Raw genomic sequence first — 25371 nt, forward strand, 5'->3', positions numbered from 1 at the left:
GCGCGGCGGATCCGCGCGAGGACCTGGCGGGTACCCCCCGCTCCGCGAGCCGATTCAACCGTCCTCGCAGGTCCGGCCGAGTGCGCGGCGCGTCGTGCGGGTGCTCGGCAGACCGGCGGCACCGTGGAGGTGCGCGGCGTGGCCGAGCGGGGCGGCACCGTGCTGCTGGACAGCCGGGGGCGCTTCCTGGCCGAAGTACCCGGGCGGCGAGACTCGCGTGGTCGCGGGCGCGCACCGGTGCGACGCTGGGGTGGTCAGGTTCCGAGGACGAGCATCCTGGAGGGAGACCGATGGGACGGGACGTCCCGGCGCTCACCTTCACCCGCGAGGACCGCCGCCGCTACCGGATCAAGATGCAGCAGTGCCTCGACGCGCTGGCGCAGATGCTGCGCGAGTCGCGTTTCGAGGCCGAGCGGCCCCAGGTGGGGCTGGAGATCGAGCTGAACCTGGTCGACGACCGCGCCGAGCCCGCCATGCGCAACACCGACGCGCTGGAGGCCATCGCGGACCCTGCCTGGGACACGGAGCTGGGACGGTTCAACCTCGAGATCAACATCGCGCCCCGCAGGCTCACCGAGGGCGGTCCCGACGCCTGGGAGGCCGAGATCCGCTCCGCCCTGAACCACGCGGAGCAGCGCGCCCGGTCGATCGGCACCCACCTGATCATGACGGGCATCCTCCCCACGCTGCGCCACGAGGACGTCGGCGAGGGGGCGCTGTCGGAGAACCCGCGCTACCGGCTGCTGAACGACCAGATCTTCGCGGCACGCGGGGAGGACCTGCACATCGAGGTGACCGGCATCGACCGGCTGCGCACCTACGCGGACACGATCACACCGGAGGCCGCCTGCACCAGCACGCAGTTCCACCTCCAGGTCGACCCGGACCAGTTCGCCGACTACTGGAACGCGGCGCAGGCGATCGCCGGGGTGCAGGTGGCGCTCGCGGCGAACTCGCCCTTCCTGTTCGGCAAGGAGCTGTGGCACGAGACCCGCATCCCGCTGTTCGAGCAGGCCACGGACACCCGCCCCGAGGAGATCAAGGTGCAGGGGGTGCGGCCCCGGGTGTGGTTCGGTGAGCGGTGGATCACCAGCGTGTTCGACCTCTTCGAGGAGAACCTGCGTTACTTCCCGGCCCTGCTCCCCCTGTGCGACGACCAGGACCCGGCGGAGACGCTGATGCGCGGCGACATCCCCGACCTCGGCGAGCTGACGCTGCACAACGGCACCATCTACCGCTGGAACCGCCCGGTGTACGCCGTCTCCCGCGACAAGCCGCACGTGCGCGTCGAGAACCGGGTGCTGCCCGCCGGCCCCACCGTCGCCGACACGCTCGCCAACGGCGCCTTCTACTACGGCCTCACCCGGGGCCTGGTGCAGGAGGAGCGGCCGGTGTGGTCGCGGATGTCCTTCTCCGCCGCGGAGGACAACCTGCGGTCGGCGGCGCGGTACGGCATCGACGCACGGCTGTACTGGCCCGGGATGGGCGAGGTCCCGGCGGCCGAGCTGGTGCTGCGGCGTCTGCTGCCGCTGGCGCACCGGGGTCTGGAGCTGTCCGGCATGGACGACGCGTGGCGGGAGCCGCTGCTCGGCATCATCGAGCAGCGCTGTGTGACGGGGCGCAACGGCGCGGTGTGGCAGAAGGAGATGTTCCACCACATCGACGCGACCACGCACTGCGGGCGGCACGAGGCCCTGCGCCGTATGACGCAGCAGTACATCGACTACATGCATCTCAACGCCCCGGTCCACACCTGGCCCGTGGAGTGACCGGTGGGTGTGGCGGTCCCGTCAGCCGGCGGCGGGGCGCTCCAGGACGCCCGTCACCTCCCGGCGCACCGCCTCCCGGGCCGCCGGGGGAAGGCCGCCGAGGGCCGTCCCGTCCAGGGCGTCCAGCGTCCGAGCGGGGTCCGTCCCGGCGGGCACGCTCCCGCTGACGACCTCGTCGCCGTCCCGCACGGCCACGAACAGCCGCCGCTCCGCGGCCTGTTCGGCGTGCACGGCCGTGGCGACGACGAGCGGCGGCGGTCCGCCCACGTCGCCGGGCGCCTTGTAATAGGCACTGGTCAGCGGCCGGCGCCAGCGGATGTCCAGCATCAGGGGGCGCTTCGCGACGACCTCGGCGAGGTCGGCCTCGTAGGTGCCGTCGCGGTCCAGCACGGTCGCGCGGGCGTCCAGGACGAGCGCCGGGGGCAGCAGACAGCGCAGTGTGCTGCCCACGATGTTGCCGCCGACGGTGGCCGTCCGGCGCACCGCCCCGGTGCCTATGGAGGCGGCGGCCCGGCGCAGCGTCTCCGGCACCCGGTCGTCCACCTGATGCAGCAGCACGGCCGCGCCGAGGGCCTCACCGTCCACCACGTTGGCCTCGGGCAGCCGGCGCAGGGACAGCGCCTGCTCGGGGAAGCCGTCGCGCTGCCATTGGGCCCATACGAGGGTGGCTCCGCCGACGGGCACCGCCCCCTCGGACAGACACCGCCGGGCTTCGGACAGGGACGTGGGCAGACGTAACAGCACGGCGATCGACCTGCTTTCCTCGGGCAAGGGCGCGACAGGAGAGGGGGTACAAGGCACTTGTCACGTGGCAGTCGGCACTTCACGGGAACGGCACTTCGCGGATATGCGGGACCGGCACCGCATTCTCCGCAGCGGACCGGGGGCGCGTACAGGGCTCACGCGTCGGCGGTGTGCTCCGGTGCGGGTGACCTTGCGCCCGGCCGGGTGTTTGCCCCATGGTTGACGCGCGTCACACGGCTCGTGGCCCATCCCCGATCTCTCGTACCGGAAGCGGAGACCGCATGTTCACACGCGCGCTGAGACTCGTGCTCTCTGTTGTCATGCTCATGGCTGGCTTGGCGGCGGGTTCCCTGGCCACCGCCGGGACCGCGCACGCCGACGGCTGCTACACCTGGAACCGCACCCTGTCCCAGGGCGCCTCGGGCGCCGACGTCACCCAACTGCAGATCCGGCTGAGCGGCTATCCCGGCTACGGCGCCGTGCTGGCCGTCGACGGCGAGTTCGGGCCCGCGACCACCGCCGCGCTCAAGCGCTTCCAGTCCGCCTACGGCCTGACCTCCGACGGCGTGGCCGGCCCCAACACCTTCAGCAAGCTGTACGCCCTCCAGGACGACGACTGCACCCCGGTGCACTTCGACTACGCGGAGCTGAACCGCTGCAACTCGACCTGGTCGGGCGGCGCGGTCGGCGCGGCGACCGCCAAGGCGAACGCCCTGCGCACCATGTGGAAGCTGGAGGCGCTGCGGCACGCGCTCGGCGACCAGCCGATCCGGGTCACCAGCGGCTTCCGCTCCCAGTCCTGCAACAGCGCGGTGGGCGGCGCGAGCAACAGCCGCCACATGTACGGCGACGCCGCCGACCTCGGCGCGGGTCCGCACTCCCTGTGCACCCTGGCCAAGCAGGCCCGCAACCACGGCTTCAACGGCATCCTCGGCCCCGGCTACCCGGGCCACGACGACCACACGCACGTCGACCACCGCGGCAGCCGCTACTGGTCGGCCCCGACCTGCGGCATCTGAGGTCCGCGCGCACCTCCGGGAAGCGCCGAGGGGGTCCCGACGCCGGCCGTCGGGACCCCCTCCCGTCCTCGCCGGAGCCCTACGCGGTCAGCCCACGGTCCACTTCTGGTTGGCGGTGCCGGCGCAGGTCCAGATCTGCAGCCGGGTGCCGTTGGCGGAGTTGCCGCCGGTCACGTCCAGGCACTTGTCGGCCTGCGGGTTGACGATGTCACGGGCTCCGGTGACCACCCACCGCTGGGCCGCGGTGCCGTTGCAGTCCCACAGCTGGACGGGTGTGCCGTCGGCCGTGCCGCCCGAGGCCACGTCCAGGCACTTGCCGAGGGCGCGGATCGTCCCGTCGGAAGCGACCGTCCAGCGCTGCGCGGAGGTGCCGTTGCAGTCGTAGAGCTGGATGGGGGTGCCGTTGGCGGTGGCGGCCCCGGCGACGTCCACGCACTTGCCGGCGAGGCCCCGGATCGCGCCGCCGATCGACGTGTCGCTCGTCGTCACCGTGACATGGTCGACGACCAGTTGCTGCGGGAAGACGGTGGAGCCGTCGGGGTCGCCGGGCCAGTAGCCGCCGACCGCCAGGTTGAGGATCAGGAAGTACGGCCTGTTGAACACCCACTGCCGGCCGCCGAGGTCGGCGGGCGTGCGGGTCTGGTAGACGTTGCCGTCCACGGACCAGGTGATGCGGTCCGGTGCCCAGTCGACGGCGAAGGTGTGGAAGTCGTCCGCGAAGGCGCGCCCGCCGGGCAGCGTGTACCCGGCGCCGATGCCGCCGGACCCGGAGTAGCCGGGTCCGTGGAGGGTGCCGTGCACCGTGGACGGCTCGAAGCCGACGTTCTCCATGATGTCGATCTCGCCCGAGTCGGGCCAGTTGACCGGGGTGCCGAGCATCCAGAACGCGGGCCACATGCCCTGCCCGCGCGGGACCTTCATGCGTGCCTCGACGTGCCCGTACTGCGCGGTGAACTTGCCGGAGGTGTTGAGCCGGGCCGAGGTGTACTGACAGGTGCCGTACCAGCACTGGTAGTTGGCCGGGTTTTCTTTGCGGGCGGTGATGACCAGGTGGCCCTGGCCGTCCAGCGCCGCGTTCTTGTTGCCGGACGTGTAGAACTGCCGTTCGTGGTTGTTGACGTTGTCGCCCGTCTCGATCTGCCACTTCGAGGAGTCGACCGCGGCGCCGGCGGGCCCGTCGAAGGTGTCGGAGAAGGCGACGGCCGCCGCGGAGACGTCGGCCGCGGCGACCGTCCGGGCCGGTTCCGCCTGCGCGGCCGTACCGGCGACGCCCGAGGTGAGGAGGGCGGCGGACAGAGCGGCGACCAGCCATCTGCGGCGCGTGCGCGGAGAGGACATGGCTCTCCCTTCCGTACGGCGGCCCGTGGGGACGGGTGCGCCGGACGTGGTGGTGGGGGGTGAAGGTCCAACCACTTGATTCAAGATGTGAGATAAGCGGCCGTCAACCCCTTGGTACGGACCAGGAATTCACATCGTGGGCGTGGTGATCCGCGCGGGGTGGGAGTGAGCCGTGGGGCGGGCGGGGGGAGCGGTCAGGCCGTGGTGCCCCACGAGGTGCGGTCGGCGCAGGCGGGGTCGTGCTCGGTGGCGCACGACGTCCACCAGCGCTCGCAGCACGCCATCTCCACCTCGGCCCGGGCGAGGGCCGCGGCGGCGGCGTCGCGCCAGGCGGCCCGGCGGCCCTCGCGCTCGCGCAGCACGGCGACGGCCCGGCGCTCGTCGGCGATGACGGTCTCCCGCACCACACCGAGGACGGGGGCGAGGGAGGCGGCGGCCATGGCCACGGTGGTCCAGGCGGGCACGGTCCCCCAGGTACGCACGGTGCAGAAGGCGAGCCAGAGAGCGACGGCGACGTACATCACGGTGAGAACCCGACTGCCCCTGGTCATGGCGACGCTCCTTCACGGCCTGTCCGATGGACATCTGATGCCCCGTAAGTGGCCGCGCATGACACCGGGGCCGGGAACGGAGCCCACACGTCCCGGCATTCCGTCGACGGACGACGGGCGGGCCGTCCGACGGGACGGTCGGGTGCGCTAGATTTTGCACGCCCTTGACCGCGATCATTCACGATCTCTCACGCTACGGAGCCGGCACACCCATGAGCGACATCGTCAACGGACTCGGCCGGGCCACCGCCTACGGCGCACTCGGCCTGGTCCTGCTGGTCCTCGGCATCTTCCTGGTCGACGTACTGCTGCCCGGCAAGCTCGGCCGGCAGATCTGGCAGGAGCGCAACCGCAACGCCGCCGTGGTGCTGAGCTCCTCACTGCTCGGCATCGGCATGATCGTGTTCACCTCGATCTGGACCACCTACGACGACTTCGGCAAGGGCCTGGTGTCGACGGCGGTGTTCGGCGTGCTGGGGCTGTTGATGATGGCGGTGGCCTTCTTCGTGGTGGACCTGATCACCCCGGGGCGGCTGGGCGCCACGCTGGTGGAGGTCGAGCCCCACCCGGCGGTCTGGGTGACCGCGTCCTGCAACATCGCGGTCTCCGCCGTCATCTCGGCGTCCATAGCCTGAGGGGACGTCAAGAGCCTGACGGGGACGTCGAAGTCCTGACGGCACGTCAACGACGCGCGGCGGCCGAGCCTTGCGGCGCCGCCGCGCACCCCGGTCCGGCCGGGCGGGCCCGTCAGGCCACGCGGCGGCGATCGGGCATCCGGCGCCGCTCCGGCGCCGCGGCACGGGCGGGCGCCTGCGGGACGCGGGTGGCGGCACGGACCCGGTACGTCGTGCGGTTGGGGTCCACGACCGGCTCACCGAGCGTGATGCGGCCGGCGGCCTGCAGTTCGTCGCACTCGGCGGTGGGCAGCGCGGCGTAGCAGCCACCCATGCCGGTGGCCGGGTCGATCGGGCGCCAATAGCTGTACCTGCGGCGGCCGTTGGCGAAGACCGTGACGTACGTCGGGGTGCGCGGGTCGGCGATGACGCGCAGCACGTCGGCCGTCGTGCCCGACGACGAGGGAACGCCGGCCGCGGCCGGGGTGGCGGCCGCCCGGGCGCGCCGTCGGCGGACGGTCGGCAGGTCGACGAGGGCGTTCGAGCGGTCGACGGTGGCAAGCATCAACAGGACCTTTCCGGAGCCGGACACGAGACCGTCTACCCAGCACCGCGCCGGAGTTGATCTCCTTTTCTGATCATTGTGCAGCCTCACACCGACAACGTGCGAAGCTTTTCGGTCGTTCCCCGTCGTTTTGTCGACATGCCGATGCGATCAGGTGTCGACAAGCGGGTCGTGGCCCCAGTTCATCAGCGAATATCGCCAACGCGTGTCGGTGACGTCACCGGACGGCCGCTGCGCGAGATGGCGGTGGATGTAGCCGACGACCTTGCGCATGTGGGCGTAGTCGTCCTCGGAGAGGTCGTCCCGCTTGGCGCGCAGGATCTCCACGATGCGCCGCCCCGAGGCGTGCCCGGTCGACTCACCGCCGTCCTTGTGCTGGCCGGCGGCGCGCGAGTCGTCCGTCCCCAGCCACTTCTCCAGGTCGGCCGGCTTCATGTTGACCAGCTCCCGGAACTCTTTCCAGGTCTCCTCGTCGTCCGCTGCCACGGCGCTCACTTCTTCTTCTTGAGCGCGGACGGCTTGTGCACGGCGGACTTCCCTGACTTGTCGCTGCGCACCTCGTACTGCGGCTCCTCCTCGGAGGCCGCGACGGTGCGTCCCGCCGCCTCGGTCCGCTCGGTGATCTTCTTCTCGACCTCGCCCGTCGCCTCGCTGCCGTGGCTGCTCCAGGCGACGTGGTCGCCCTCGTGCAGGTCCTTCCCGGACTTCTTGCCGTCCTTCGCCATGCCCCGCGCCTCCTCCGTGTCGACCGTGGGCCGCTTCCCACCCTGGTGGCAGCCGCGCCCGCGCGCATCTCGGGACGGGAACAGCCGTCCGGGCCGGCCCCACGGGGGGACCGGCCCGGACGGTGGACCGGCGCGCCGGACGGACCGGACGGGCCGTACGGGTCAGACGAGGTCGAACCGGTCGAGGTTCATGACCTTGTCCCACGCCGTGACGAAGTCCCGGACGAACTTCGCCCTGGCGTCGTCGCTCGCGTAGACCTCGGCGATTGCGCGCAGCTCGGAGTTCGAGCCGAACACCAGGTCGGCCCGGGAGCCGGTCCACTTCACCTCGCCCGTGGCGGCGTCGCTGCCCTCGAAGGCGGACTGGTCCTCGGACGTCGACTTCCAGGCCGTGCCCATGTCGAGCAGGTTGACGAAGAAGTCGTTGGTGAGGACGCCCGGTGTCGCGGTGAGCACGCCCTGGGCGGACTGCTGGTGGGTGGCGCCGAGGGCCCGCAGGCCGCCGACGAGCACCGTCATCTCGGGGGCGCTCAGGCCGAGCAGGTTGGCCCTGTCGAGCAGCAGGTACTCGGCCGGCAGCCGGTTGCCCTTGCCCTGGTAGTTGCGGAAGCCGTCGGCGGTCGGCTCGAGCGCGGCGAACGACTCGACGTCCGTCTGCTCCTGGGTCGCGTCCACGCGGCCCGGCGTGAAGGGCACCTCGACCTCGTGGCCCGCGTCCTTGGCGGCCTTCTCCACGGCGGCGACACCGCCGAGCACGACCAGGTCGGCGAAGGAGACCTGCTTGCCGCCGGTCTGCTCGGCGTTGAAGGCCTCCTGGACGCCCTCCAGGGTGCGGATCACACCGGCGAGGCGGTCGGGGTCGTTGGCCTCCCAGCCGCGCTGCGGCTCCAGGCGGATGCGGCCGCCGTTGGCGCCGCCGCGCTTGTCGCTGCCGCGGAAGGAGGAGGCCGACGCCCACGCCGCCGACACCAGGTCGGACACCGGCAGGCCGGAGGCGAGGACGCGCTCCTTGAGGACGGCGACGTCGGCGGCGTCGATCAGCTCGTACGTCCGCTCCGGCAGCGGGTCCTGCCACAGCAGCGTCTCCTCCGGGACCTCGGGGCCGAGGTAGAGGGACTTCGGGCCCATGTCACGGTGGGTGAGCTTGTACCAGGCGCGGGCGAAGGCGTCCGCGAACTGGTCCGGGTTCTCCAGGAAGCGCCGCGAGATCTCGCCGTAGACGGGGTCGAAGCGCAGCGACAGGTCCGTCGTCAGCATCGTCGGCTGGTGCTTCTTCGACGGGTCGTGGGCGTCCGGGACGGTGCCGGCGCCGCCGTTGTCCTTCGGCCGCCACTGATTGGCGCCGGCCGGGCTCTTGAAGAGCTCCCACTCGTAGCCGAAGAGGATCTCGAAGAAGCTGTTGTCCCACTGGGTCGGCGTGGGGGTCCAGGTCACCTCGAGACCGCTGGTGATGGTGTCGCCGCCCTTGCCGGTGCCGAAGGTGTTCCTCCAGCCGAGGCCCTGCTCCTCGAACGAGGCGGCCTCGGGGTCGTCGCCGACGTGGTCGGCGGGGCCGGCGCCGTGGGTCTTGCCGAAGGTGTGGCCGCCGGCGATCAGGGCGACGGTCTCCTCGTCGTTCATCGCCATCCGGCGGAACGTCTCACGGATGTCGCGGGCCGCGGCGATCGGGTCCGGGTTGCCGTTGGGCCCCTCGGGGTTGACGTAGATGAGGCCCATCTGGACGGCGCCGAGCGGGTTCTCCAGCTCGCGGTCGCCGGTGTAGCGCTCGTCGCCCAGCCAGGTGGTCTCGGGGCCCCAGTAGACGTCCTCCTCCGGCTCCCAGACGTCCTCGCGGCCGCCGGCGAAGCCGAAGGTCTCGAAGCCCATCGTCTCCAGGGCGACGTTGCCCGCGAGGATCATCAGGTCGGCCCAGGACAGGCTCTGGCCGTACTTCTTCTTCACCGGCCACAGCAGGCGGCGCGCCTTGTCCAGGTTGGCGTTGTCCGGCCAGCTGTTGAGCGGGGCGAAGCGCTGCTGGCCGGCGCCGGCGCCGCCGCGGCCGTCGCTGATGCGGTAGGTGCCGGCGCTGTGCCAGGCCATGCGGACGACGAGCGGGCCGTAGTGGCCGAAGTCGGCGGGCCACCAGTCCTGCGAGGTGGTGAGGACCTCGGCGATGTCCCGCTTCACCGCCGGCAGGTCCAGGGACTGGAACGCCGCCGCGTAGTCGAAGTCCTCACCGAGCGGGTTCGCCACCGCCGGGTTCTTCGCGAGGATCTTCAGGTTGAGGCGGTCCGGCCACCACTGACGGTTGCCGCCGCCCTGGGTGGGGTGCGGGGCGCGACCGTGCGCGACCGGGCAGCCACCGGTCCCCTCCGTCTTGGGTTCGGTGACGATCGCGTCATGGTTCTCGGTCATGGGAGTCCTTCCGGGCGAAAAAGGTTCGCGCAGTTCAGGCACTGCGGGAGGTGGAACATCCGGGGCACAGGCCCCAGTAGACGACTTCGGCCTCGTCGATCGCGAAGCCGTGGCCGTCGGACGCGGTCAGGCAGGGTGCCTCGCCGACCGCACAGTCGACATCGGCCACGGCGCCGCAGGTACGGCACACCAGGTGGTGGTGGTTGTCCCCGACGCGTCCCTCGTAGAGGGCGGCGCCGCCCGCCGGTGCGATGCGCCGCACCAGACCCGCGGCGCTCAGCGCGTTCAGCCCCTCGTACACCGCCTGCAGGGACACATGCCCTATGCGCCGGCGCACCTCGGTGGCGACGGTCTCGACGCCGAGGTGACCGCCCTGGCGGACGGTGTCGAGGAGCGCCACGCGGGCTGCCGTGACGCGGAGCCCCGCACCGCGCAACTCCTCGGCGGCGGTCGACGGCCGGGATGCGGTCATGCGCCGAACCTACCGCCGGAGACGCGAACAATTCCAGAGAACGAACGGATCCATTCTTGGGGCGTGTCCGGTAACGGGCGGTGGCTCCCGGGTTGCGCACCGGTCACCGCCGACGGTGCCTCCCACCTGCCCGAAGACGTCCCGGCGCGGGTCAGTGAAGGACGTTCAGCGCGCCCGGCAGGACCGTCGCCGTGACCGGGAGGACGGCGTCGACCTCTCCGTCCGTGCCGTAGGGGACGGCCCGGTCCGCCTCGATGCGGATCTCCCGGCCGCGCAGGACGCGCACCTGGGGCCGGTGGACGTGGGCTCCGGTCCGCAGCTCGTGCATCAGGGTGAAGAACAGCCACCGGGGAGCCTCCCGGATCATGACGACGTCGAGCAGGCCGTCGTCCACCCGGGCGTCCGGGGCGATGAGGCGGCCGGATCCGTAGGTGCCGGAGTTCGCGGCGACCACCGTGTAGCCGGTGTGCGCGTGCTCCTCTCCGTCGACGGTGACCCGGTAGCGGGCGGGGCGCCAGGTGGTGACGGCCCGCAGGCCGCCCGCGTAGTAGGACGCCGAACCCCGCAGCAGCCGGGAGCGGTTGGCGTGGCGGTTGGCGAGGGCGTCGACCCCGGCGTAGACGCTGCCGAGCACGACGGTGCGGTCGTGCACGGCCGAGCGGACCTCGACGGTGTCGACCGGGCGGGGCTCGGCGTGCAGCAGGACGTGGGCCAGCGCCTCGGGGTCCCCGGGGAGGCCCAGCGCCCGGGCGAAGTCGTTGCCCCGGCCCGCGGGCACCAGGCCGAGGGTCGCCCCGGTACCGCTGAGGGCGCCGCCGACGCCGCCCGCCATGCCGTCCCCGCCGACGGCCAGCACGACGCGCCCCTCCCGCCCTGCGGCGAGGGCGAGTTCGCGGGCGTGGGCCAGGCTGCGGCTGTACTCGGTCACCAGCTCCGCGCCCGCCTCGCGCAGGTGCCGGGCGACGGCGAGCAGCGCGGCCGTGGAGCCGGCCGCGCCCGCGGTGGGGTTGACGACGGCGGTGAACTGGCGCATCGGGGTGCCTCCGGGGCGGCCGACGGAACGGGGACGTGCAGGGGACGTACGGGGACGTGGAGGACACGTCCGCCGGACGTACGGGACGTACGGGACGTACGGGACGTACGGGGGCCTGAGCGGGGCGCGGTGACCGGCACGGCGGCCCGGGAGGGGCCGTGCCGGTCAGTCGGCGGGCAGCAGGACGCCGGGGTTGAGCACGCCCGCCGGGTCCAGCCGCCGCTTCACGGCGCGCAACGCGTCGACGCCCAGTGGGCCGGCCTCGCGGAGGTACCAGTCGCGATGGTCGGTGCCGACGCCGTGGTGGTGGCTGATGGTGCCGCCGGCGGCGAGGATCGCCTCGTTCGCCGCGTGCTTGGCACGGGTCCAGTGCGCCACGGGGTCCTCGCCCTGTGCGGACACCACGGTGAAGTACAGCGAGGCCCCGTTCTCGTAGACGTGGGAGATGTGGCACATGACCAGCGGCGCGGTGCCGCCCTCGGTGAGGGTGACGGTGAGCGCGTCGCGCACGGCGGCGTACAGCCCGGGGAGCCGGGACCAGAAGGCCGCGGTCTCCAGCGTCTCCGCGAAGGCTCCGGCGTCGAGCAGCGCGTCCCGCAGGTACGGCGCCGCGTAGCGGCCGTGGGCCCAGCGCCTGCCGGGCTCCTCGCCGAGGGGCGTGCCGCCGCTCTCCCGCAGGACGGCGGCGGCCCGCTCGCGCCGGTGGGCGGTGTCCTCCTCGGTGCCCTCGTAGCCGGCGACGGCGGTGCAGCCGGTGGCCAGCGGGTCGCCGGAGCCGATCGCCTCGGGGTTGGCGAGGCCGACGAGGGTCTCGGTCTCGTCGGAGAGGCGCAGCACGGTGGGCCGGGGTCCGTCCTGGGCGAGCCGGCGCAGGGCGGCGGCGCCCGCGTCGAAGGTGGGGAAGCTCCAGCCCTCGTAGAAGCGGGTCCGCGGCACGGGGCGGACGCGTACGGTCACGGAGGTGATGACACCGAAGGCGCCCTCGGAGCCGAGGACGAGCTGGCGCAGGTCGGGTCCGGCGGCGGAGCGGGGGGCGCGGCCGGTGTCGAGGGTGCCTTCGGGCGTGGCCAGGGTGAGGGACAGCACCATCTCGTCGAAGCGGCCGTAGCCGGCGGAGGCCTGGCCGCTGGAGCGGGTGGCGGCGAAGCCGCCGACGGTGGCCCACTCGTAGGACTGCGGGAAGTGGCCGAGGGTGAAGCCGTGTTCGGCGAGCAGTGCCTCCGCCTCGGGGCCCTTCAGGCCGGGCTGCAGGGTGGCGGTGCGGGAGACCGGGTCGAGGTCGAGCAGCCGGTTCATGCGGCGCAGATCGAGGGCGACGAAGGTGTCGTGCGCCTGCGGGGCGAGGCCGCCGACGACGGAGGTGCCGCCGCCGAACGGGACGGCTGCAAGGCCGTGTTCGGCGCACAGGCGGAGCACGGCCAGCACCTCCTCGTGCGTGGCGGGCAGCAGGACGGCGGCGGGGAGGGCGGCGGCGAGGTCGCCGCCGCGGATGCGCAGCAGGTCGGGGGTGGACTTGCCGCGGGTGTGCCGGACGCGGGTCCCGGCGTCGGTGCGGACATGGGCCTCGTCGCCCAGCGCGGCGGCCAGTGCGCGGTGCGCGGCGGGCGTGAGGGGGCTCGCGGGGACGGTCAGGTCGTCGAGGGCGACGGGTGCGGCCTCGTGCGGCTTGACGCCCAGCAGATCGCGCAGCAGTCCGATCACCGAGCCGGGCAGCGGGGCCGCCTGCGCCGGGTCGCCCCAGCCGCTCCACAGCATGTCCATGACTGTCGTCCTCACCGGTCGGGAAGTGCGGTGCCGTCGACCGACGGCCTCACGTGGCGTTACACTGTGACACATGACGCCTATTCGTCACAACGGCTCGGCAGGTTCGGACAACGACGCGGTGCTGGACGCGGTGCGCGACTGCGTACTGGCCGTCGGGGTCCGCCGCACCACGCTCACCGACGTGGCCCGCCGCGCCGGTGTCTCCCGCATGACGCTCTACCGGCGCTGGCCCGACGTGCGCTCCCTGGTCGGCGACCTGATGACCCGGGAGTGGATCGCCGTGGCCACCGGGGCCATGCCCGGGCGCAGACCGGACGTGTCCGCGCGGGAGCTGCTCACCCAGGGACTCGTGGACGCGGTACGGGACTTCGTGGCCCACCCGCTGTTCCAAAAGATCCTCGACGTCGACCCCGAACTGCTCCTCCCCTACGTGCTGGACCGCCGCGGGGCGAGCCAGGAGGCGCTGCTGGAGCTGCTGGCCGGAGTGCTGCGCGAGGGGCACGCCGACGGCTCGGTGCGCACCGCGCACGTCGAACGCCAGGCCCGTGCGGTGCTGTTGGTCGTGCAGTCCTTCACCCTGTCCCTGCGGACCATGACCGACGAGGACGACCCCGAACTCTCGGCCGAGGCGTTCCTCGCCGAGCTGCGCTCCGTCCTGGAGAGGACCCTCACGCCATGACCCCCCTCAGCGGTTCGTCCCTGTCCGCCGCCCGCCGCGCCCGTGAACTGACCGACACCGTGGGCGGTGCGCCGGTCGACGTGCTGGTCGTCGGGCTCGGCGTCACGGGCGCGGGCGCCGCCCTTGACGCCGCGGCGCGCGGCCTGCGGGTGGTCGCGGTCGACGCCCACGACCTGGCCTTCGGCACCTCCCGCTTCAGCAGCAAGCTGGTCCACGGCGGACTGCGCTACCTGGCCTCCGGCCGGCTCGACGTGGCCCACGAGAGCGCGGTGGAGCGCGGGGTGCTGATGGAGCGCACCGCGCCCCACCTGGTGCACCCCCAGCCGTTCGTGCTGCCCCTTACCCCGCTGGTCTCGCGCGGCCAGGCGGCCCTGGCGCGGGCCGGGTTCCACGCCGGTGACACGCTGCGCCTGGCCGCCCGCACGGCCCGGGCCACCCTGCCCGCGCCGCGCCGCCTCAGCGCGGTGGAGACCCGGCACCTCGCGCCCGCCCTGCGGCGGGACGGCCTGCGCGGCGGCCTGTTGTCGTGGGACGGGCGGCTCACCGACGACGCCCGGCTGGTGACCGCCCTGGCCCGCACGGCCGCCGCGCGCGGCGCCCGCGTCCTCACCCGGGTCCGGGCACTGGAGCTGACCTCGACGGGGGCCAGGGTCCGGGACGAACTGACCGGTGAGGAGGGCGAGATCCGCGCCCGGGCGGTGATCAACGCCGCCGGGGTCTGGGCGGGCGGCCTCGTCGACGGCGTACGGATCCGGCCCTCCCGCGGCACCCATCTGGTCCTGCGGCCCGACAGCCTGGGCGCCCTCACCGCCGGCCTGCACATCCCGATCCCCGGGGAGACCAACCGCTTCGTGCTCGTCCTCCCCCAGGACGACGGCCGGGTCTACGTGGGGCTCACCGACGAGCCCGTGACCGGTGACATCCCCGACGTCGCCGAGGCCCCGGAGACCGACATCGGGTTCCTCCTCGACGTCCTGTGCTCCGTGCTGCACGTCCCGGTCCACCGTGCCGACGTGGTGGGCGCCTTCGCCGGACTGCGTCCCCTGCTGGACACCGCCGGGGACCGCCCGGGCGCCGGGGCGCGGACGGCGGACCTCTCCCGCCGGCACGCGGTGCTCACCTCCTCGGAGGGCGTCGTCACCGTCGTGGGCGGCAAGCTCACGACCTACCGTCGGATGGCCGAGGACGCCGTCGACGCGGCCGTCCGCCTCCGCGGGCTGGACGCGGGCCCCTCCCCCACGGCGTCCCTGCCCCTGGTGGGCGCCGCCGCACCGCACGCCCTGGCCGCCCTGCCCACGCCCCGCCGGCTCGTCCGCCTCTACGGCGCCGAGGCACCGGCCGTGCGGGCGCTCGCCGCGCGCGACCCCCGGCTGGCCGAGCCGGTGCTGCCCGGACATCCGGTCACCGGCGCGGAACTCCTGTGGGCCGTACGGCACGAGGGAGCCCTCGACGAGGCGGACGTCCTGGACCGTCGCACCCGCATCGGCCTCGTCCCCGCCGACCGGGCCGCCGCACGGGACGCGGTGCGCGCGCTGCTCGACGAGGCGGCGGCGCGGCAGGGGTGACGCCGGTCAGCGCGCGTGGACGGTGACCTCGTACAGCGAGTAGCCCCACCGCGTCCCGCGTTCGGTGCCGACGACGCGGACATGGCGGGCGTCGACGGGCGTGAACACGGCCGTGTCCAGCCCTCCGTCGCCCGCGGTCGTGGACCAGGTGGTGCGCCAGTTCGTGCCGTCGGACGACACCTCGACCCGGTACGCGGCCGCGTAGGCGCGTTCCCAGTCCAGGGTGACGCGGCCGATCCGCCGCTCGGCGCCGAGGTCGAGGCGGAGCCACTGGTCGTCGCTCCGGTCGGCGGCCCAGCGGGTGCCCCGGTCGCCGTCCACGGCCCGTGCGGGCTCATAGCTGGTGAACGGGTTCCACTCGGCGGAGGACGCCGTGGCGCCGGCGCCCCGGGCCAGGTTCTCCGGCGGGCGGTGCCGTTCGGTGGCGCCCCAGGTGCCGAGGTAGGACTCGGCACCCCGGAAGAGGTCGTCGACCACGTCCTGACCGCCGACGCGCCGGATGTCCTCGATCCAGTCGGGGACGAGCCCGTAGTGCGCGGCCCCGTCGGTGTTGAGGTCCCAGGTGCGCTGCCCGGTGGTCTGCCGGTCGAGCACGGAGCCGCCGTCGGCGCTGCGGAAGGGGTAGGTGACCTTGTCCGGGACGTCCGCGCCGCGCGGGGCGGGCCAGCCGCCGACACCGTTCATGTCCGTGCCGTAGCCGTAGCCGACGCCGTACGTGTCCCGCAGGTGTTCGGTGTGCGCGGCCTCGGCGACGAACTGCTCGGAGCCGTTCATGTACTGCGCGGTGAACCCGCCCAGCCGGTAGACCCGTTCGGTCCAGTCGAGGTCCATCCAGCTGTGCGAGGAAAGGACACCGGGGTACGCCTCGGCCTCGAAGAGGTCCAGCACCCGGCCGGCGGCCTTGACGCTCATGTGGTCGATCTCGAGCATCATGCCCCGCTGCATCATGCCCCGCACGGCGTACTCGCCGAGCTCGGTCAGCCCCCGCACGTTGCACCGCGCGCCGGCGTCGTACGAGGGCACCTCGACGCCCGCCGGGAGGCGCTGCTCGGCGCCGGGGGCGGGGGCGAGGCCGACGGGGTTGTCGTGCTGCGGGCCCGTGCACGGTTCGGTGCGCCAGAAGGTGCCGGTCGACAGGAACTGCCCGACGTTGACGGCGGTGCCGAGGGCGCCGGAGTCGAAACGGACGCCGCAGAGCGCGTTGTCGAACTTGTGGCACAGGAACATGCTGCGCACGCCGAGCGCGTACAGCTCGTCCAGTCCGGCGTCGATGTCGGCCCTGTCGCACCGTGCGACGTCCAGGACCTGCTTGCAGCCGAAGGGTTCGGACGTCTCGACGCCGAGGACCACGGCGAGCTTGCCCTGCTCGATCACCTCGCGGGCCTGCGCGCTGTCGGTGACGATGCGGAACCAGCCCTTGCCCGGTCCGCCGTACAGGCCGTCGACGTAGTCCTGCATGCGATAGGTGAGGTGGGCCTGGAGCCGGATGGAGGTCATCTCGTCGCAGCCGCGGTCCTTGAAGAAGTAGACGGAGCAGATCACGCCGTTGGTGACGAGGTCGTTCACCAGCACGCGCTGGCCGCCGCGCCAGGCGCGCTCGATCCAGGCGTAGTAGTTCTGCTGGTGGGTCAGCGAGTCGTGCGCGGGCCAGTCGGCGAAGGTGGGCCAGCCGTCCGGGTCGTGCCGGCCGTCGCCGCCGCCCGTGATGAAGTCGAAGACGGCGAGGGAGCCGTCGGGGTAGTGCTCGGGGCAGTCCTTCAGGGCGTCGGCGATGCCCTTCTCGGAGAACGCCTTGCCGCAGATGAGCCGGCCGCCGAAGGCCTCGTTGGACATGATGTGGTTGTGCGCGTCGACGAAACCGCGCACCCGTCCGGCGGAGTCGGTGCCTCTGAACGGCTCGCCGGTGACGCCGATTTCCGAGTCCGGCGCGGGCCGGGCGACCGGGTCCCACCAGGCGCCGTCGGCGGCGGTGCCGGCCGTGGCGGTGAGGGCGGCCAGGACGAGGAGGAGCAGCGTCACGACCTCGAGGCGTCGTCCTGCACGAGAGGTGGTCACCGGCGGGTCCCTCCGTCGACGGAGTTGTCATGACCTGTGCAATCCCCCCTGGCGAGAATCGCTACCGACACGTAGGCCGTCAAGTACCCGCGCACCCCTGATCCGCGCGGAACACCGGCCTGCAGTGCGCCGGTTCACGAGCGGGGCGGGGCACACGGACCGTCCGTCCATGGACCCCGCCCCTTCGCACCGGCCTCCCGCTACGGGCTGAGCCGTGCGTCCGCCCAGTCCGCGTGGTCGGAGTCGACGCCGTCCCCGCCGTCCAGGACGCGCAGGGTCAGCCGCCGTACGCCGGTGACGTCCACGTCGACGTGGCGGGCCGGGTCCGCGCCGCCGAGCACCTCGGTGGCCAGCAGGGTCGTGCCGTCGCCGACCACCACGAAGGAGACGGTGCCCTTGCCGCCGACCTCGTCGTCGACGCCCACGTCGGCCGTGAACCGCCGGTATCCGCCGTCCAGTCCGACCGTCACCTCCCCGGCCGCGTGCATCCCGATCCCCTTGTCGTACAGCGTGTCCGCGAGCCGCAGCGGTCCCCCGTCACCCGGGTCACGCTCACCGTTGGACATGTCCCGCTCGACCGGCCCCCAGCCGTTGCGCTCGGCGGCGAACGGCAGGTCGCTCACGTAGACGGCCCCCGGCTCCGGCACGAACACCCGGACCGGGCGCTCCACCCGCAGCACACCGGAGCCGGGCCGGCCCGGGGCGCGGTACTCCGCGCGCACGGCGAGGTCGTACCCGCCGGGGCGTACGTCCCGCGGCACCCGCACGGTCCAGTCGGCCGACAGCCCCTCCTCCGTGGCCAGTTCGGCGGCCGTGGGGTCGGCGCCGTCGACGGTCCAGTCCTCGGGGGCGCGCAGTGACAGCCGCACGTCCGTGGCCGGACCGGTCTCCTCCACCGTGAACCGTCCGGTGACGCCGGCGGTCCCGCCCGGGTCCGCCTCGGTGCGGGCCGGACCCGCGGTGAGCGCCGTCATCGGCAGCCGGGTCACCGCACGGTCGCAGGTGTCGCGGCCGGGAACGTACCGGCAGACCTGCCCGGCGAAGCCGCCGTGTTCGGCCCTGGGCACCTCCAGGGTGTCCCGGCGGGTGACGACGTGCCGTTCGCGCAGCAGTCCGCCGTCCTCGCCGTCCCGGACGACCTCCGCCAGCCAGCGTCCGCCGCCGAGGAAGTCCAGCGGCACCCGGTCCGTGCCGGCCGCTCCGGCGTGGACGGCGCCCAGGAACCAGCGGTCGCCGTGGCGCCGGGCGAACGTCGCGCTCTCGCCGGGCCGGCCCGACAGCAGCCGTGTCTCGTCCCAGACCGTCGGCACCTGTTCCAGGAAGCGAATGAGCTCGGGGCGGTCGCGGTAGGCGGTGACCGATCCGGCGTAGTTCTGGAAGCCGGACTCGTAGACCACCGACAGGGCCAGTTCGGCGGCGTCGGAGACGGTGCGGGTGCCGAACTGGAACCCCATGGGTGTGTAGTCCATCGAGCCGACCGCGTTCCGGGTGTACGGCAGCGCCGTCAGGCCGGTGGCCGGGACGGTCCCCTGCTCGGCGCCGTACACCGCCTCCAGGGTCATCACATGCGGCCAGGTCCGCTGGACGCCCTTGGGCAGCGTCGCGCCGTGGAAGTTGACGAGCAGCCGGTGCCGTGCGGTGTCCCGCAGGATGTCGTCGTACCAGCGGAAGCGCTCCTGGGAGTCGGAGTCCATGAAGTCGATCTTCAGTCCGGCCGCGCCCCACTTCTTCACCCGGGGCAGGAACTCCGCGCGCTCGGCCGCCGTGTCCAGGTCGCCGTAGTGCACCCACAGCAGTACCCGGACGCCCCGCTCGCGCGCGTAGGCGATGAGTTCGGGCATCCAGTCGGTAGTCTTCCAGCCGTCGTCCACCAGGGTGTACGGCCAGCCGCGGGCCGCGCTGAGGTCGACGAAGCGCTGCTGGGCGGCGAGGCTGCGCTGGGCGGCGCCGAAGCCGTCCAGCCAGGACCAGGCGACCGCGCCCGGCCGGATCCAGGAGGTGTCCGCGATGCGCGAGGGCGGGGCGAGGTCGTCGACCAGGGTGGACTCGGTGACGGTGGCGAGGTCGCCGACGACGGCCGTGCGCCAGGGGGTGGCCAGCGGTCCTTCGGAGGTCACGGCGGGGTCGGCGAGCTCCACCTCGTACGTGCCGTCGCCCCGCGTGTGGGCCAGGCGGCTCGCGTCGTACCGCCCGTCGACGTCCGACTCGGTGAGCAGGGCGTAGGTGTCCCCGACCCGGAACAGCGCCGGGTAGGCGTAGGTGCCGGAGTCCGCGTCCGCCGCCGTGGCCGGGGCGTAGAGGCGCTCGTAGTTGGGCGAGTACGGCGTGAGCCAGGCCTGCGCCGAGCCGGGCAGCCGGAACGCCGACGCCTCCCGTTCGACGGTGACCGTGCCCCTGCCGGGCAGGACGTAGCGGTAGGCGACGCCGTCGTCGGCGACCCGGACCACCAGCTCCAGGAGGGCGCCGCCGTGTCCGGCGAAGGTGAACCGGGTCTCCGTCATGCGCGCGGTGCGGCGCAGCTGTTTGCCGGTGGTCATGGAGTACCGCTCGGTCACCTGGCGGGTGTGCCGGGAGACCGGCCTGAGGCCGGAGGTGAGGTCGGCGGCGGAGGTGACGATGCCGAGCGGGGACGGTTCGAGCACCGTGGTGGCGCCCTTGCGGGCGGTCAGGGTGAGGGTGCCGTCCGCGGGGTCGAGGCGGACGACGGCCGTGACGGCGTCCCGGGACCCGCCGGGCTCCTGCACGGTCCAGCCGCCACCCGGTCCGGCGGCGTGGGCCGGCGCTGTGAGGGCGGTCAGGGCGAGCGCCGCGGCCAGGAGCAGCGTGAGGAGAGCGGGGAGGAGCGTCCGGCGCGGGCCGCCTGGCGACATGCGCGACGATATGGGCACGGGGGCCTCCGTCCAAGAGGTGACATCGTTGTCGTTCTTGGTTCCGGGTCATCCCTTCCCGCTCACCGGCTCCCCAACCACCGTGCGTCACAGGCAGGTTGGTGCCCCTCACGGCGGCGACGGGCGGCTCAGGACTCCCCGCCGCCCTCGTAGTGCAGCGAGATGGAGCGCAGGACGTCCGCGGAGGAGACGTCGGTGCGGCCCTCGTCGTGGACCTCGGCGAGCTGGACGAAGGCGAAGGTGAGCGCGGAGGTGATCTGCACGATGGCGGGTCCGAGCTTCGCGGTGACGATCTCCGCCACCTCACGCGCACTCGCGTCGGACGGGAGCTGGATCCGCGGAAGCATCTCCTCGAGCAGGCCGGCGACGGCACTGCCGGCGGTCACGTCGGCGGTCGGGTCGGCCCGCAGCCGGCGCCGCATCTCCAGGGCCTCGGTGAGAATGCCGACGCCCCGCTGCATGATCTCGCGCTGCTCCATGCCGCCAGCCTTGACACGGACTGGCCCGGCCAAACGCGTTCTGCCTATCATCCTGGTGAATGCACCTTTCCTGCGGTTTGTCCCTCCCGGGGGCGGACCCCGAGTGGGAGAGTCCTCGCCCGAGTGAGTGATCCATGTCCCGCACCGGCTCCAAGGACGACGGTGACGAGCTGCTGACCAGGCTCAGCACGCTGACGGCCCAGGCACGGGCGCAGGCGGAGGTGCAGCGCTCCCGGGTCGAGCTGGCTGTCGCGCTGCAGCGCGGGATGCTGCCGAGGGGGCTGCCCACCGCCGACGGGGTGCGCCTCGCGGTGCGGTACGTGCCCGCCAACCAGGGGCTCAACGTGGGCGGCGACTGGTACGACGCCTTCACCGTGCCCGACGGGCGGATCGGCCTGTCCATCGGGGACGTCCAGGGGCACAACATCGAGGCGGCGGCCTTCATGGGGCAGATCCGGGTCGGACTGCGGGCGCTCGCCTCCGTCGACAGTGATCCGGGCGAACTGCTCACCCGGACCAACGAGCTGCTGCTGACCCTGAGCCCGGACCTCTTCGCCACCTGCACCTTCCTGCGGCTCGACCCGCGGACGCGGCTGCTGGAGAGCGCCCGCGCCGGTCATCTGCCCTGTGTGTGGGCCACCGCGGACGGGCGCTCCGGCGTCACCGAGGACGAGGGCGGTCCGCCGCTGGGCGTCCAGTCCGGGGCGGTCTTCCCGGTGACCCGGCACCGGCTCGACTCCGGCGGGGTGTTCGTGATGGTCACCGACGGGGTCGTGGAGGGCCCGTCGATGCACCTCGACGAGGGGATGGACCAGGTCGCGCGGCTCGCGGGCGTCGCGGCGGTCGCCCGCATGGACGCCGACGCGCTGGCCGCCGCGGTCATCAAGGGGGCGGAGGAGGTGGGGCACGACGACGACGCGGCGGTCCTGGTGATCGGGCACGACCGGCTGGACGGTCAGCCATAGGGCCGACAGTCCCGTGCCTCCCGCCTCGCCGCCGTGGCCGCCGCGGTGTCTGATGGCAGGTGTGGTGGCTCGCCAGGATCTCCGTACACCGGCCGTCCTCGTGCTCGTGCTCGAGACGTCGGCCGTCGCCGCCGTCTACTACGCCGGGGCACGGCTGGGGCTGCTGTACGACCTGACCATGGACGGCTCGGTGGTGTCCCCCATCTGGCCGCCGACCGGGATCGCCGTCGCCTCGCTCCTGCTCCTCGGACCGCGCTGCTGGCCGGGAATCACCCTGGGCGCCCTGCTGGTACTCGTCCACCTCACCGGCACGCTGCAGTGGTCGTCGCTGGGGGTGCTGTTCGGCAACACCGCGGCACCGGTGTGCGCCTACCTGCTGCTGCGCAGGATGGGGTTCCGTACCGACCTCGGCCGATTACGGGACTGCGTCGGCCTGGTGTTCCTCGGCGCCTTCACCGCCATGCTGGTCAGCTCGTCCATCGGCACCGCGCTGCTCGTCGGCACGGGCGACCTGCCGCCGGGGCACTTCTGGTCGGTGTGGCTGGCCTGGTGGGTGGGCGACGCGATGGGGGTGCTGCTCATCGCGCCCGTGCTGCTGCTCCTGCCCCGGGTGCGCTCCCCGGCCCACTGGTCCCGCTGGAAGGAGGCTCTGGGCCTGGTGGTGATCGCGGCCGCCCTGGTGCCCTTCGCCACGCACAGCCCGGCCAGTCTGCTGTTCTCCGTCTACCCGCTGCTGATCTGGGCGGCGTTGCGCTTCGAGCTGCCCGGCAGCATCCTGTGCGCGCTGTTCGCCTCCGTGCTGGCCACCCACGCGGCAACCGAACGGGCGGGCCCCTTCGAGCACCTGTCGAACGTGCAGGTGATGATCAATCTGCATGCCTTCAACGCGGCGGCGGCCCTGACCTCCCTGCTGCTGTCCGCGGTCATCACCGAGCAGCACAACACCCGGCGGTCGGTGGAGCGGGCCTGCCAGGAACTGGTGGAGGTGCTGGAGCACCTGACGGCGGGCGAGGCGCCCCCGCCGGGGCGGGCGGCGCGGGAGGAGGGACCCGGCGCGCGCTGAGCGACGGAGGTGAACCGGTCGCGTGTGCGGAGCCGTTACGGCCGAACAGTATGAACGCAACCGCCCCGTCCATGGTTTCCGGAGGCCGGCGTTCCTAGCATCGCGGCGCGTGCGCAGCAACGCGCCGCCGAACCAGGAGCCGCACCGTGAACAGATTCCGCCCCGCCCTCCGTCTTCCCCGGTCCCTCCGCCCGCCGCGCGCCCGCCGGCGGACCCTGGGCCTGTGCCTCGCCGGGCTGCTCGCCGGCACCCTCGCTCAGGCTCCCGCCGCTCAGGCCCGCAGCGCGCCGCCCGAGCCCGCCACCTGTCCCCCCGGCCTGGCGGGCGACGCCACGTGCTACACCGGCACGGTCGCGAACGGCGCCCACTACGCGATCGCGGTACCGGAACGGTGGAACGGGAGTCTCGTCGTCCACGCCCACGGCGGCCCGGACCTCGGGGACGCCTCGGACCCCGCCCGCAGCGTCGAGGACCTGGAGCGCTGGCAGGTCGTGGTGGACCAGGGGTACGCCTGGGCCGGGTCGTCGTACCGCAGGGGCGGGTACGGCACCCGGATGGCCGCCGCCGACACCGAGAGCGTGCGGCGGCTGTTCGTCGAGGAGTTCGGCCGGCCCCTGCGCACCTACGTCCACGGCCAGTCCTGGGGCGGCGACGTGGCCGCCAAGGTCGTCGAGACCTACGCGGGGCCGCACGGCCCGTACGACGGCGCGCTGCTCACCAACGGCGTGCTGGCCGGCGGTTCGCGCGGCTACGACTACCGGGTCGACCTGCGCGTGGTCTACCAGTACTACTGCGCCAACCTGCCGCGGCCTGAGGAGCCGCGGTACCCGCTGTGGCAGGGCCTGCGCCGCGACTCGACGCTGACCACGGCCGGGCTGCGCGCCCGCCTCCAGGAATGCACCGGGTACGCCTCCCCGCCCGCCGGGCGCACCGCTCTCCAGCAGCGCAACCTGGACGACATCCTGAACGTCACCGGCATCCCGGAGCGGACGCTGGAGTCGCACCTGCGCTTCTCGGTGTTCACCTTCCGGGACATCGTGCACGGGCGGCTGGGCGGCCGTAACCCGTTCTCCAACCGCGGTGTGCGCTACTCCGGTTCGCACGACGACAAGGCGCTCAACGCCGGCGTGGAGCGGTTCGCCGCCGATCCCGCGGCCGTACGCGACCTGAGTTACGACAGCGACCTCACCGGCCGGGTGGCGATCCCGGTGCTCACGCTGCACGCGAAGGACGACCCCACCGCGTTCGTCGAGCACGAGGCCGCCTACCGCGACACGCTGCACGGCGCCCACCGGGACCGGTACCTGGTGCAGACGTTCACCGACGAGCACGAGCACTCCGGGCTCAGCACCTCCGAGTACGCCGGCTCGCTCGCGGCGCTGGACCGCTGGGTGCGCACCGGGCAGCGGCCGACGCCCCGTTCGGTCGCCGCGTCCTGCGCCGCGTTCGACCGCGCGTACGCCACCGGGTGCTTCTACGACACCGGGTACCGGCCCGCGTCGTACGCCTCCCGGGTGCGGCCCCGTCCGGGCGGCGCCACCTGGCCGGCGATGACGGCCGCGCAGGAGAGGGCCTGGAGCCGGGTTCCCGGGGTCGGCATCGCCCCCTGATCAGCGGGCCCGTGCGGTCACTGGCGCAGGGACGCGGCGTCGCCCATGACGACCACCGGGTGCGCCTCGGGGTCGAGCGCGAGGAGCAGGTCCCGCATGTGCTCCTTCTTCAAGCTCACGCACCCCTGGGTGGGCCCGTCGTGGTCGACGTGCAGCCAGATGCCGCCACCCCGGTCGCCGCCCAGCGGACGGGTCAGGTCCAGCGGTGAGGTGCCGGGTTCGCGGTTGTAGTCGATGGCGACGACGTAGTCGAAGGACCCCTCCAACGGCTCACCCTCGAAACCGGTGCCGCTGACGGCGAAGCTCTCGGATCGGTCGTACGGCAGCCGGGTGCCGGGGTCGGGCAGCCGTCCGCCCGCGTCGGAGAGGGTGTACACCCCGATGGGTGAGCGCAGGTCGCCCGCCCAGTGGTCGTCGGTCCAGCCCCTGAGCGCGTTGCGGGCGGGCCACGCCGGGCCGGCCGTCCAGCCGGTCCCGGTGTGCCGGTACAGCACCGCCTCCGAGTGGTTGGCGTCACGGCCGCGTCCGGTGACCACCACCACCTGGCGGGCGTCGGCCGGGATCCAGGCGCGGGTCCGCGGTCCGAGTCCGGGGACGACGGCGGGTGCCTCGGTGGCCGGTCGGCCCTGTGCGGTGCCGTCGGCCCCGGGCGCGCCGTCCGCCGGGGCGGCCCGGGACGGCGCCTCGCGCGCGGTGCGTCCGGTGGAGGCGGCGTCGTCCCGCGCGCCGGTGCCGCCGCCCGCCCCGCATCCGGCGAGGGCGGTGAGGACGACGAGGACGACGGCCGGCCACCACGCCCGGGCGCGGACGGGGGCGGGGACGGCGGCCGGCCGCCGGGCGGCGCCGGACACGGCGCGGCGCGGGCGGTCCGGGCAGTCGATCGATGAAGCCATGCCCTCAGCGTGACTTCGTCTTCCCGTCAACGCCTCGGCTCCCCGCGCGCGTCCGGGCGAAGTCCCCCGTCTGCACCGCCCGGAACGGGTGCCGCCGGCACCGGTGGAGCTTCCGGCAAGGGGCCGTACGGGTGACGGGCCCGCACCCGGGCGTGGGGTGCGGGCCCGCCGGACGGAGCAATCGGT

At 73.4% G+C, this 25371-nt stretch carries 22 protein-coding genes; 8 read left to right on the forward strand and 14 right to left on the reverse strand.

The features are described 5' to 3' along the window. The first annotated feature begins 290 nt into the window (after positions 1-290). Positions 291-1769, forward strand: coding sequence for a glutamate-cysteine ligase family protein (locus ACIF8S_RS27600; protein ID WP_400002554.1), 1479 nt, complete (start codon positions 291-293; stop codon positions 1767-1769). A 21-nt stretch (positions 1770-1790) separates the two neighbouring features. Here the strand turns inward: ACIF8S_RS27600 and ACIF8S_RS27605 are convergent, their stop codons facing one another. Continuing rightward, positions 1791-2513, reverse strand: a complete 723-nt coding sequence (locus ACIF8S_RS27605) for an FAD binding domain-containing protein (protein WP_400002730.1) — start codon at positions 2511-2513, stop codon at positions 1791-1793. 281 nt (positions 2514-2794) lie between these two features. Here ACIF8S_RS27605 and ACIF8S_RS27610 point away from each other — a divergent pair, with 281 nt between their 5' ends. Continuing rightward, on the forward strand, positions 2795-3532 hold the full coding sequence (locus tag ACIF8S_RS27610) for a D-Ala-D-Ala carboxypeptidase family metallohydrolase (RefSeq protein WP_400002556.1): 738 nt from the start codon (positions 2795-2797) through the stop codon (positions 3530-3532). An 87-nt stretch (positions 3533-3619) separates the two neighbouring features. Here the strand turns inward: ACIF8S_RS27610 and ACIF8S_RS27615 are convergent, their stop codons facing one another. Both ACIF8S_RS27615 and ACIF8S_RS27620 read right to left on the reverse strand, forming a co-directional pair. Then, on the reverse strand, positions 3620-4870 hold the full coding sequence (locus tag ACIF8S_RS27615; protein ID WP_400002558.1) for a lectin: 1251 nt from the start codon (positions 4868-4870) through the stop codon (positions 3620-3622). Between the two features lie 194 nt (positions 4871-5064). Continuing rightward, positions 5065-5421: a hypothetical protein gene (locus ACIF8S_RS27620; protein WP_349796592.1), complete on the reverse strand. Its 357-nt coding sequence runs from the start codon at positions 5419-5421 to the stop codon at positions 5065-5067. Positions 5422-5633: 212 nt separating this feature from the next. Here ACIF8S_RS27620 and ACIF8S_RS27625 point away from each other — a divergent pair, with 212 nt between their 5' ends. Then, the gene (locus ACIF8S_RS27625; protein ID WP_024887576.1) at positions 5634-6056 is read left to right on the forward strand and encodes a DUF350 domain-containing protein; all 423 of its coding nucleotides are present in this window, start codon (positions 5634-5636) and stop codon (positions 6054-6056) included. A 112-nt stretch (positions 6057-6168) separates the two neighbouring features. Here ACIF8S_RS27625 and ACIF8S_RS27630 read toward each other — a convergent pair whose 3' ends face one another. The 7 genes from ACIF8S_RS27630 to ACIF8S_RS27660 form a co-directional block, all read right to left on the reverse strand. Beyond that, positions 6169-6600, reverse strand: coding sequence for a hypothetical protein (locus ACIF8S_RS27630; RefSeq protein WP_400002559.1), 432 nt, complete (start codon positions 6598-6600; stop codon positions 6169-6171). Positions 6601-6750: 150 nt separating this feature from the next. Beyond that, a complete protein-coding gene (locus tag ACIF8S_RS27635; protein ID WP_400002561.1) occupies positions 6751-7095 on the reverse strand; it encodes a DUF3140 domain-containing protein in 345 nt (114 codons plus the stop codon). Next, positions 7092-7325: a DUF2945 domain-containing protein gene (locus ACIF8S_RS27640; RefSeq protein WP_400002563.1), complete on the reverse strand. Its 234-nt coding sequence runs from the start codon at positions 7323-7325 to the stop codon at positions 7092-7094. The genes ACIF8S_RS27635 and ACIF8S_RS27640 overlap by 4 nt, the downstream gene beginning before the upstream one ends. A 162-nt stretch (positions 7326-7487) precedes the next feature. Then, complete coding sequence (katG, locus tag ACIF8S_RS27645) at positions 7488-9719, reverse strand: catalase/peroxidase HPI (protein ID WP_400002565.1); 2232 nt, start codon at positions 9717-9719, stop codon at positions 7488-7490. A 34-nt stretch (positions 9720-9753) separates the two neighbouring features. After that, on the reverse strand, positions 9754-10191 hold the full coding sequence (locus ACIF8S_RS27650) for a Fur family transcriptional regulator (RefSeq protein WP_400002567.1): 438 nt from the start codon (positions 10189-10191) through the stop codon (positions 9754-9756). A gap of 151 nt (positions 10192-10342) precedes the next feature. Further along, positions 10343-11224: a YegS/Rv2252/BmrU family lipid kinase gene (locus ACIF8S_RS27655; RefSeq protein ID WP_400002569.1), complete on the reverse strand. Its 882-nt coding sequence runs from the start codon at positions 11222-11224 to the stop codon at positions 10343-10345. Between the two features lie 165 nt (positions 11225-11389). Then, on the reverse strand, positions 11390-12985 hold the full coding sequence (locus ACIF8S_RS27660; protein WP_400002571.1) for an FAD-binding oxidoreductase: 1596 nt from the start codon (positions 12983-12985) through the stop codon (positions 11390-11392). Positions 12986-13058: 73 nt separating this feature from the next. Here ACIF8S_RS27660 and ACIF8S_RS27665 point away from each other — a divergent pair, with 73 nt between their 5' ends. Beyond that, positions 13059-13667 carry a TetR/AcrR family transcriptional regulator gene (locus tag ACIF8S_RS27665; RefSeq protein ID WP_400002572.1) on the forward strand — a complete coding sequence of 203 codons (609 nt, stop codon included), beginning with the start codon at positions 13059-13061 and terminating at the stop codon, positions 13665-13667. After that, positions 13664-15232: a glycerol-3-phosphate dehydrogenase/oxidase gene (locus tag ACIF8S_RS27670; protein ID WP_400002574.1), complete on the forward strand. Its 1569-nt coding sequence runs from the start codon at positions 13664-13666 to the stop codon at positions 15230-15232. The genes ACIF8S_RS27665 and ACIF8S_RS27670 overlap by 4 nt, the downstream gene beginning before the upstream one ends. 6 nt (positions 15233-15238) lie before the next feature. Here the strand turns inward: ACIF8S_RS27670 and ACIF8S_RS27675 are convergent, their stop codons facing one another. The 3 genes from ACIF8S_RS27675 to ACIF8S_RS27685 all read right to left on the reverse strand — a co-directional run bounded on the left by ACIF8S_RS27675 (position 15239) and on the right by ACIF8S_RS27685 (position 20654). Continuing rightward, positions 15239-17287 (reverse strand): discoidin domain-containing protein, encoded by a 2049-nt coding sequence (locus tag ACIF8S_RS27675; protein ID WP_400002576.1) that lies wholly within the window; start codon positions 17285-17287, stop codon positions 15239-15241. Between the two features lie 200 nt (positions 17288-17487). After that, a complete protein-coding gene (locus tag ACIF8S_RS27680; protein WP_400002578.1) occupies positions 17488-20157 on the reverse strand; it encodes a glycoside hydrolase family 97 catalytic domain-containing protein in 2670 nt (889 codons plus the stop codon). A gap of 146 nt (positions 20158-20303) precedes the next feature. Further along, positions 20304-20654, reverse strand: coding sequence for a hypothetical protein (locus ACIF8S_RS27685; RefSeq protein ID WP_024887588.1), 351 nt, complete (start codon positions 20652-20654; stop codon positions 20304-20306). A 134-nt stretch (positions 20655-20788) separates the two neighbouring features. On the opposite strand from ACIF8S_RS27685, the gene ACIF8S_RS27690 reads away from it, so the two are divergent. The 3 genes from ACIF8S_RS27690 to ACIF8S_RS27700 all read left to right on the forward strand — a co-directional run bounded on the left by ACIF8S_RS27690 (position 20789) and on the right by ACIF8S_RS27700 (position 24292). Then, complete coding sequence (locus tag ACIF8S_RS27690; protein WP_400002580.1) at positions 20789-21619, forward strand: PP2C family protein-serine/threonine phosphatase; 831 nt, start codon at positions 20789-20791, stop codon at positions 21617-21619. A 61-nt stretch (positions 21620-21680) separates the two neighbouring features. Continuing rightward, positions 21681-22682, forward strand: a complete 1002-nt coding sequence (locus tag ACIF8S_RS27695; protein WP_400002582.1) for an MASE1 domain-containing protein — start codon at positions 21681-21683, stop codon at positions 22680-22682. A 146-nt stretch (positions 22683-22828) separates the two neighbouring features. Continuing rightward, a complete protein-coding gene (locus ACIF8S_RS27700) occupies positions 22829-24292 on the forward strand; it encodes a hypothetical protein (protein WP_400002584.1) in 1464 nt (487 codons plus the stop codon). A 17-nt stretch (positions 24293-24309) separates the two neighbouring features. Here ACIF8S_RS27700 and ACIF8S_RS27705 read toward each other — a convergent pair whose 3' ends face one another. Then, the gene (locus ACIF8S_RS27705) at positions 24310-25185 is read right to left on the reverse strand and encodes a hypothetical protein (RefSeq protein ID WP_400002586.1); all 876 of its coding nucleotides are present in this window, start codon (positions 25183-25185) and stop codon (positions 24310-24312) included. Between the last annotated feature and the right edge of the window lie 186 nt (positions 25186-25371).

The sequence above is a fragment of the Streptomyces sp. NPDC085937 genome, assembly GCF_044540535.1.
Taxonomy (GTDB): Bacteria; Actinomycetota; Actinomycetes; order Streptomycetales; family Streptomycetaceae; genus Streptomyces.

Coding starts and splice junctions, on each gene's coding strand:
- ACIF8S_RS27600 (WP_400002554.1), top strand. CDS start 291: ATGGGACGGGACGTCCCGGCGCTCACCTTCACCCGCGAGGACCGCCGC.
- ACIF8S_RS27610 (WP_400002556.1), top strand. CDS start 2,795: ATGTTCACACGCGCGCTGAGACTCGTGCTCTCTGTTGTCATGCTCATG.
- ACIF8S_RS27615 (WP_400002558.1), bottom strand. CDS start 4,870: ATGTCCTCTCCGCGCACGCGCCGCAGATGGCTGGTCGCCGCTCTGTCC.
- ACIF8S_RS27620 (WP_349796592.1), bottom strand. CDS start 5,421: ATGACCAGGGGCAGTCGGGTTCTCACCGTGATGTACGTCGCCGTCGCT.
- ACIF8S_RS27625 (WP_024887576.1), top strand. CDS start 5,634: ATGAGCGACATCGTCAACGGACTCGGCCGGGCCACCGCCTACGGCGCA.
- ACIF8S_RS27630 (WP_400002559.1), bottom strand. CDS start 6,600: ATGCTTGCCACCGTCGACCGCTCGAACGCCCTCGTCGACCTGCCGACC.
- ACIF8S_RS27640 (WP_400002563.1), bottom strand. CDS start 7,325: ATGGCGAAGGACGGCAAGAAGTCCGGGAAGGACCTGCACGAGGGCGAC.
- katG (WP_400002565.1), bottom strand. CDS start 9,719: ATGACCGAGAACCATGACGCGATCGTCACCGAACCCAAGACGGAGGGG.
- ACIF8S_RS27650 (WP_400002567.1), bottom strand. CDS start 10,191: ATGACCGCATCCCGGCCGTCGACCGCCGCCGAGGAGTTGCGCGGTGCG.
- ACIF8S_RS27655 (WP_400002569.1), bottom strand. CDS start 11,224: ATGCGCCAGTTCACCGCCGTCGTCAACCCCACCGCGGGCGCGGCCGGC.
- ACIF8S_RS27660 (WP_400002571.1), bottom strand. CDS start 12,985: ATGGACATGCTGTGGAGCGGCTGGGGCGACCCGGCGCAGGCGGCCCCG.
- ACIF8S_RS27665 (WP_400002572.1), top strand. CDS start 13,059: ATGACGCCTATTCGTCACAACGGCTCGGCAGGTTCGGACAACGACGCG.
- ACIF8S_RS27670 (WP_400002574.1), top strand. CDS start 13,664: ATGACCCCCCTCAGCGGTTCGTCCCTGTCCGCCGCCCGCCGCGCCCGT.
- ACIF8S_RS27680 (WP_400002578.1), bottom strand. CDS start 20,157: ATGTCGCCAGGCGGCCCGCGCCGGACGCTCCTCCCCGCTCTCCTCACG.
- ACIF8S_RS27685 (WP_024887588.1), bottom strand. CDS start 20,654: ATGGAGCAGCGCGAGATCATGCAGCGGGGCGTCGGCATTCTCACCGAG.
- ACIF8S_RS27690 (WP_400002580.1), top strand. CDS start 20,789: ATGTCCCGCACCGGCTCCAAGGACGACGGTGACGAGCTGCTGACCAGG.
- ACIF8S_RS27705 (WP_400002586.1), bottom strand. CDS start 25,185: ATGGCTTCATCGATCGACTGCCCGGACCGCCCGCGCCGCGCCGTGTCC.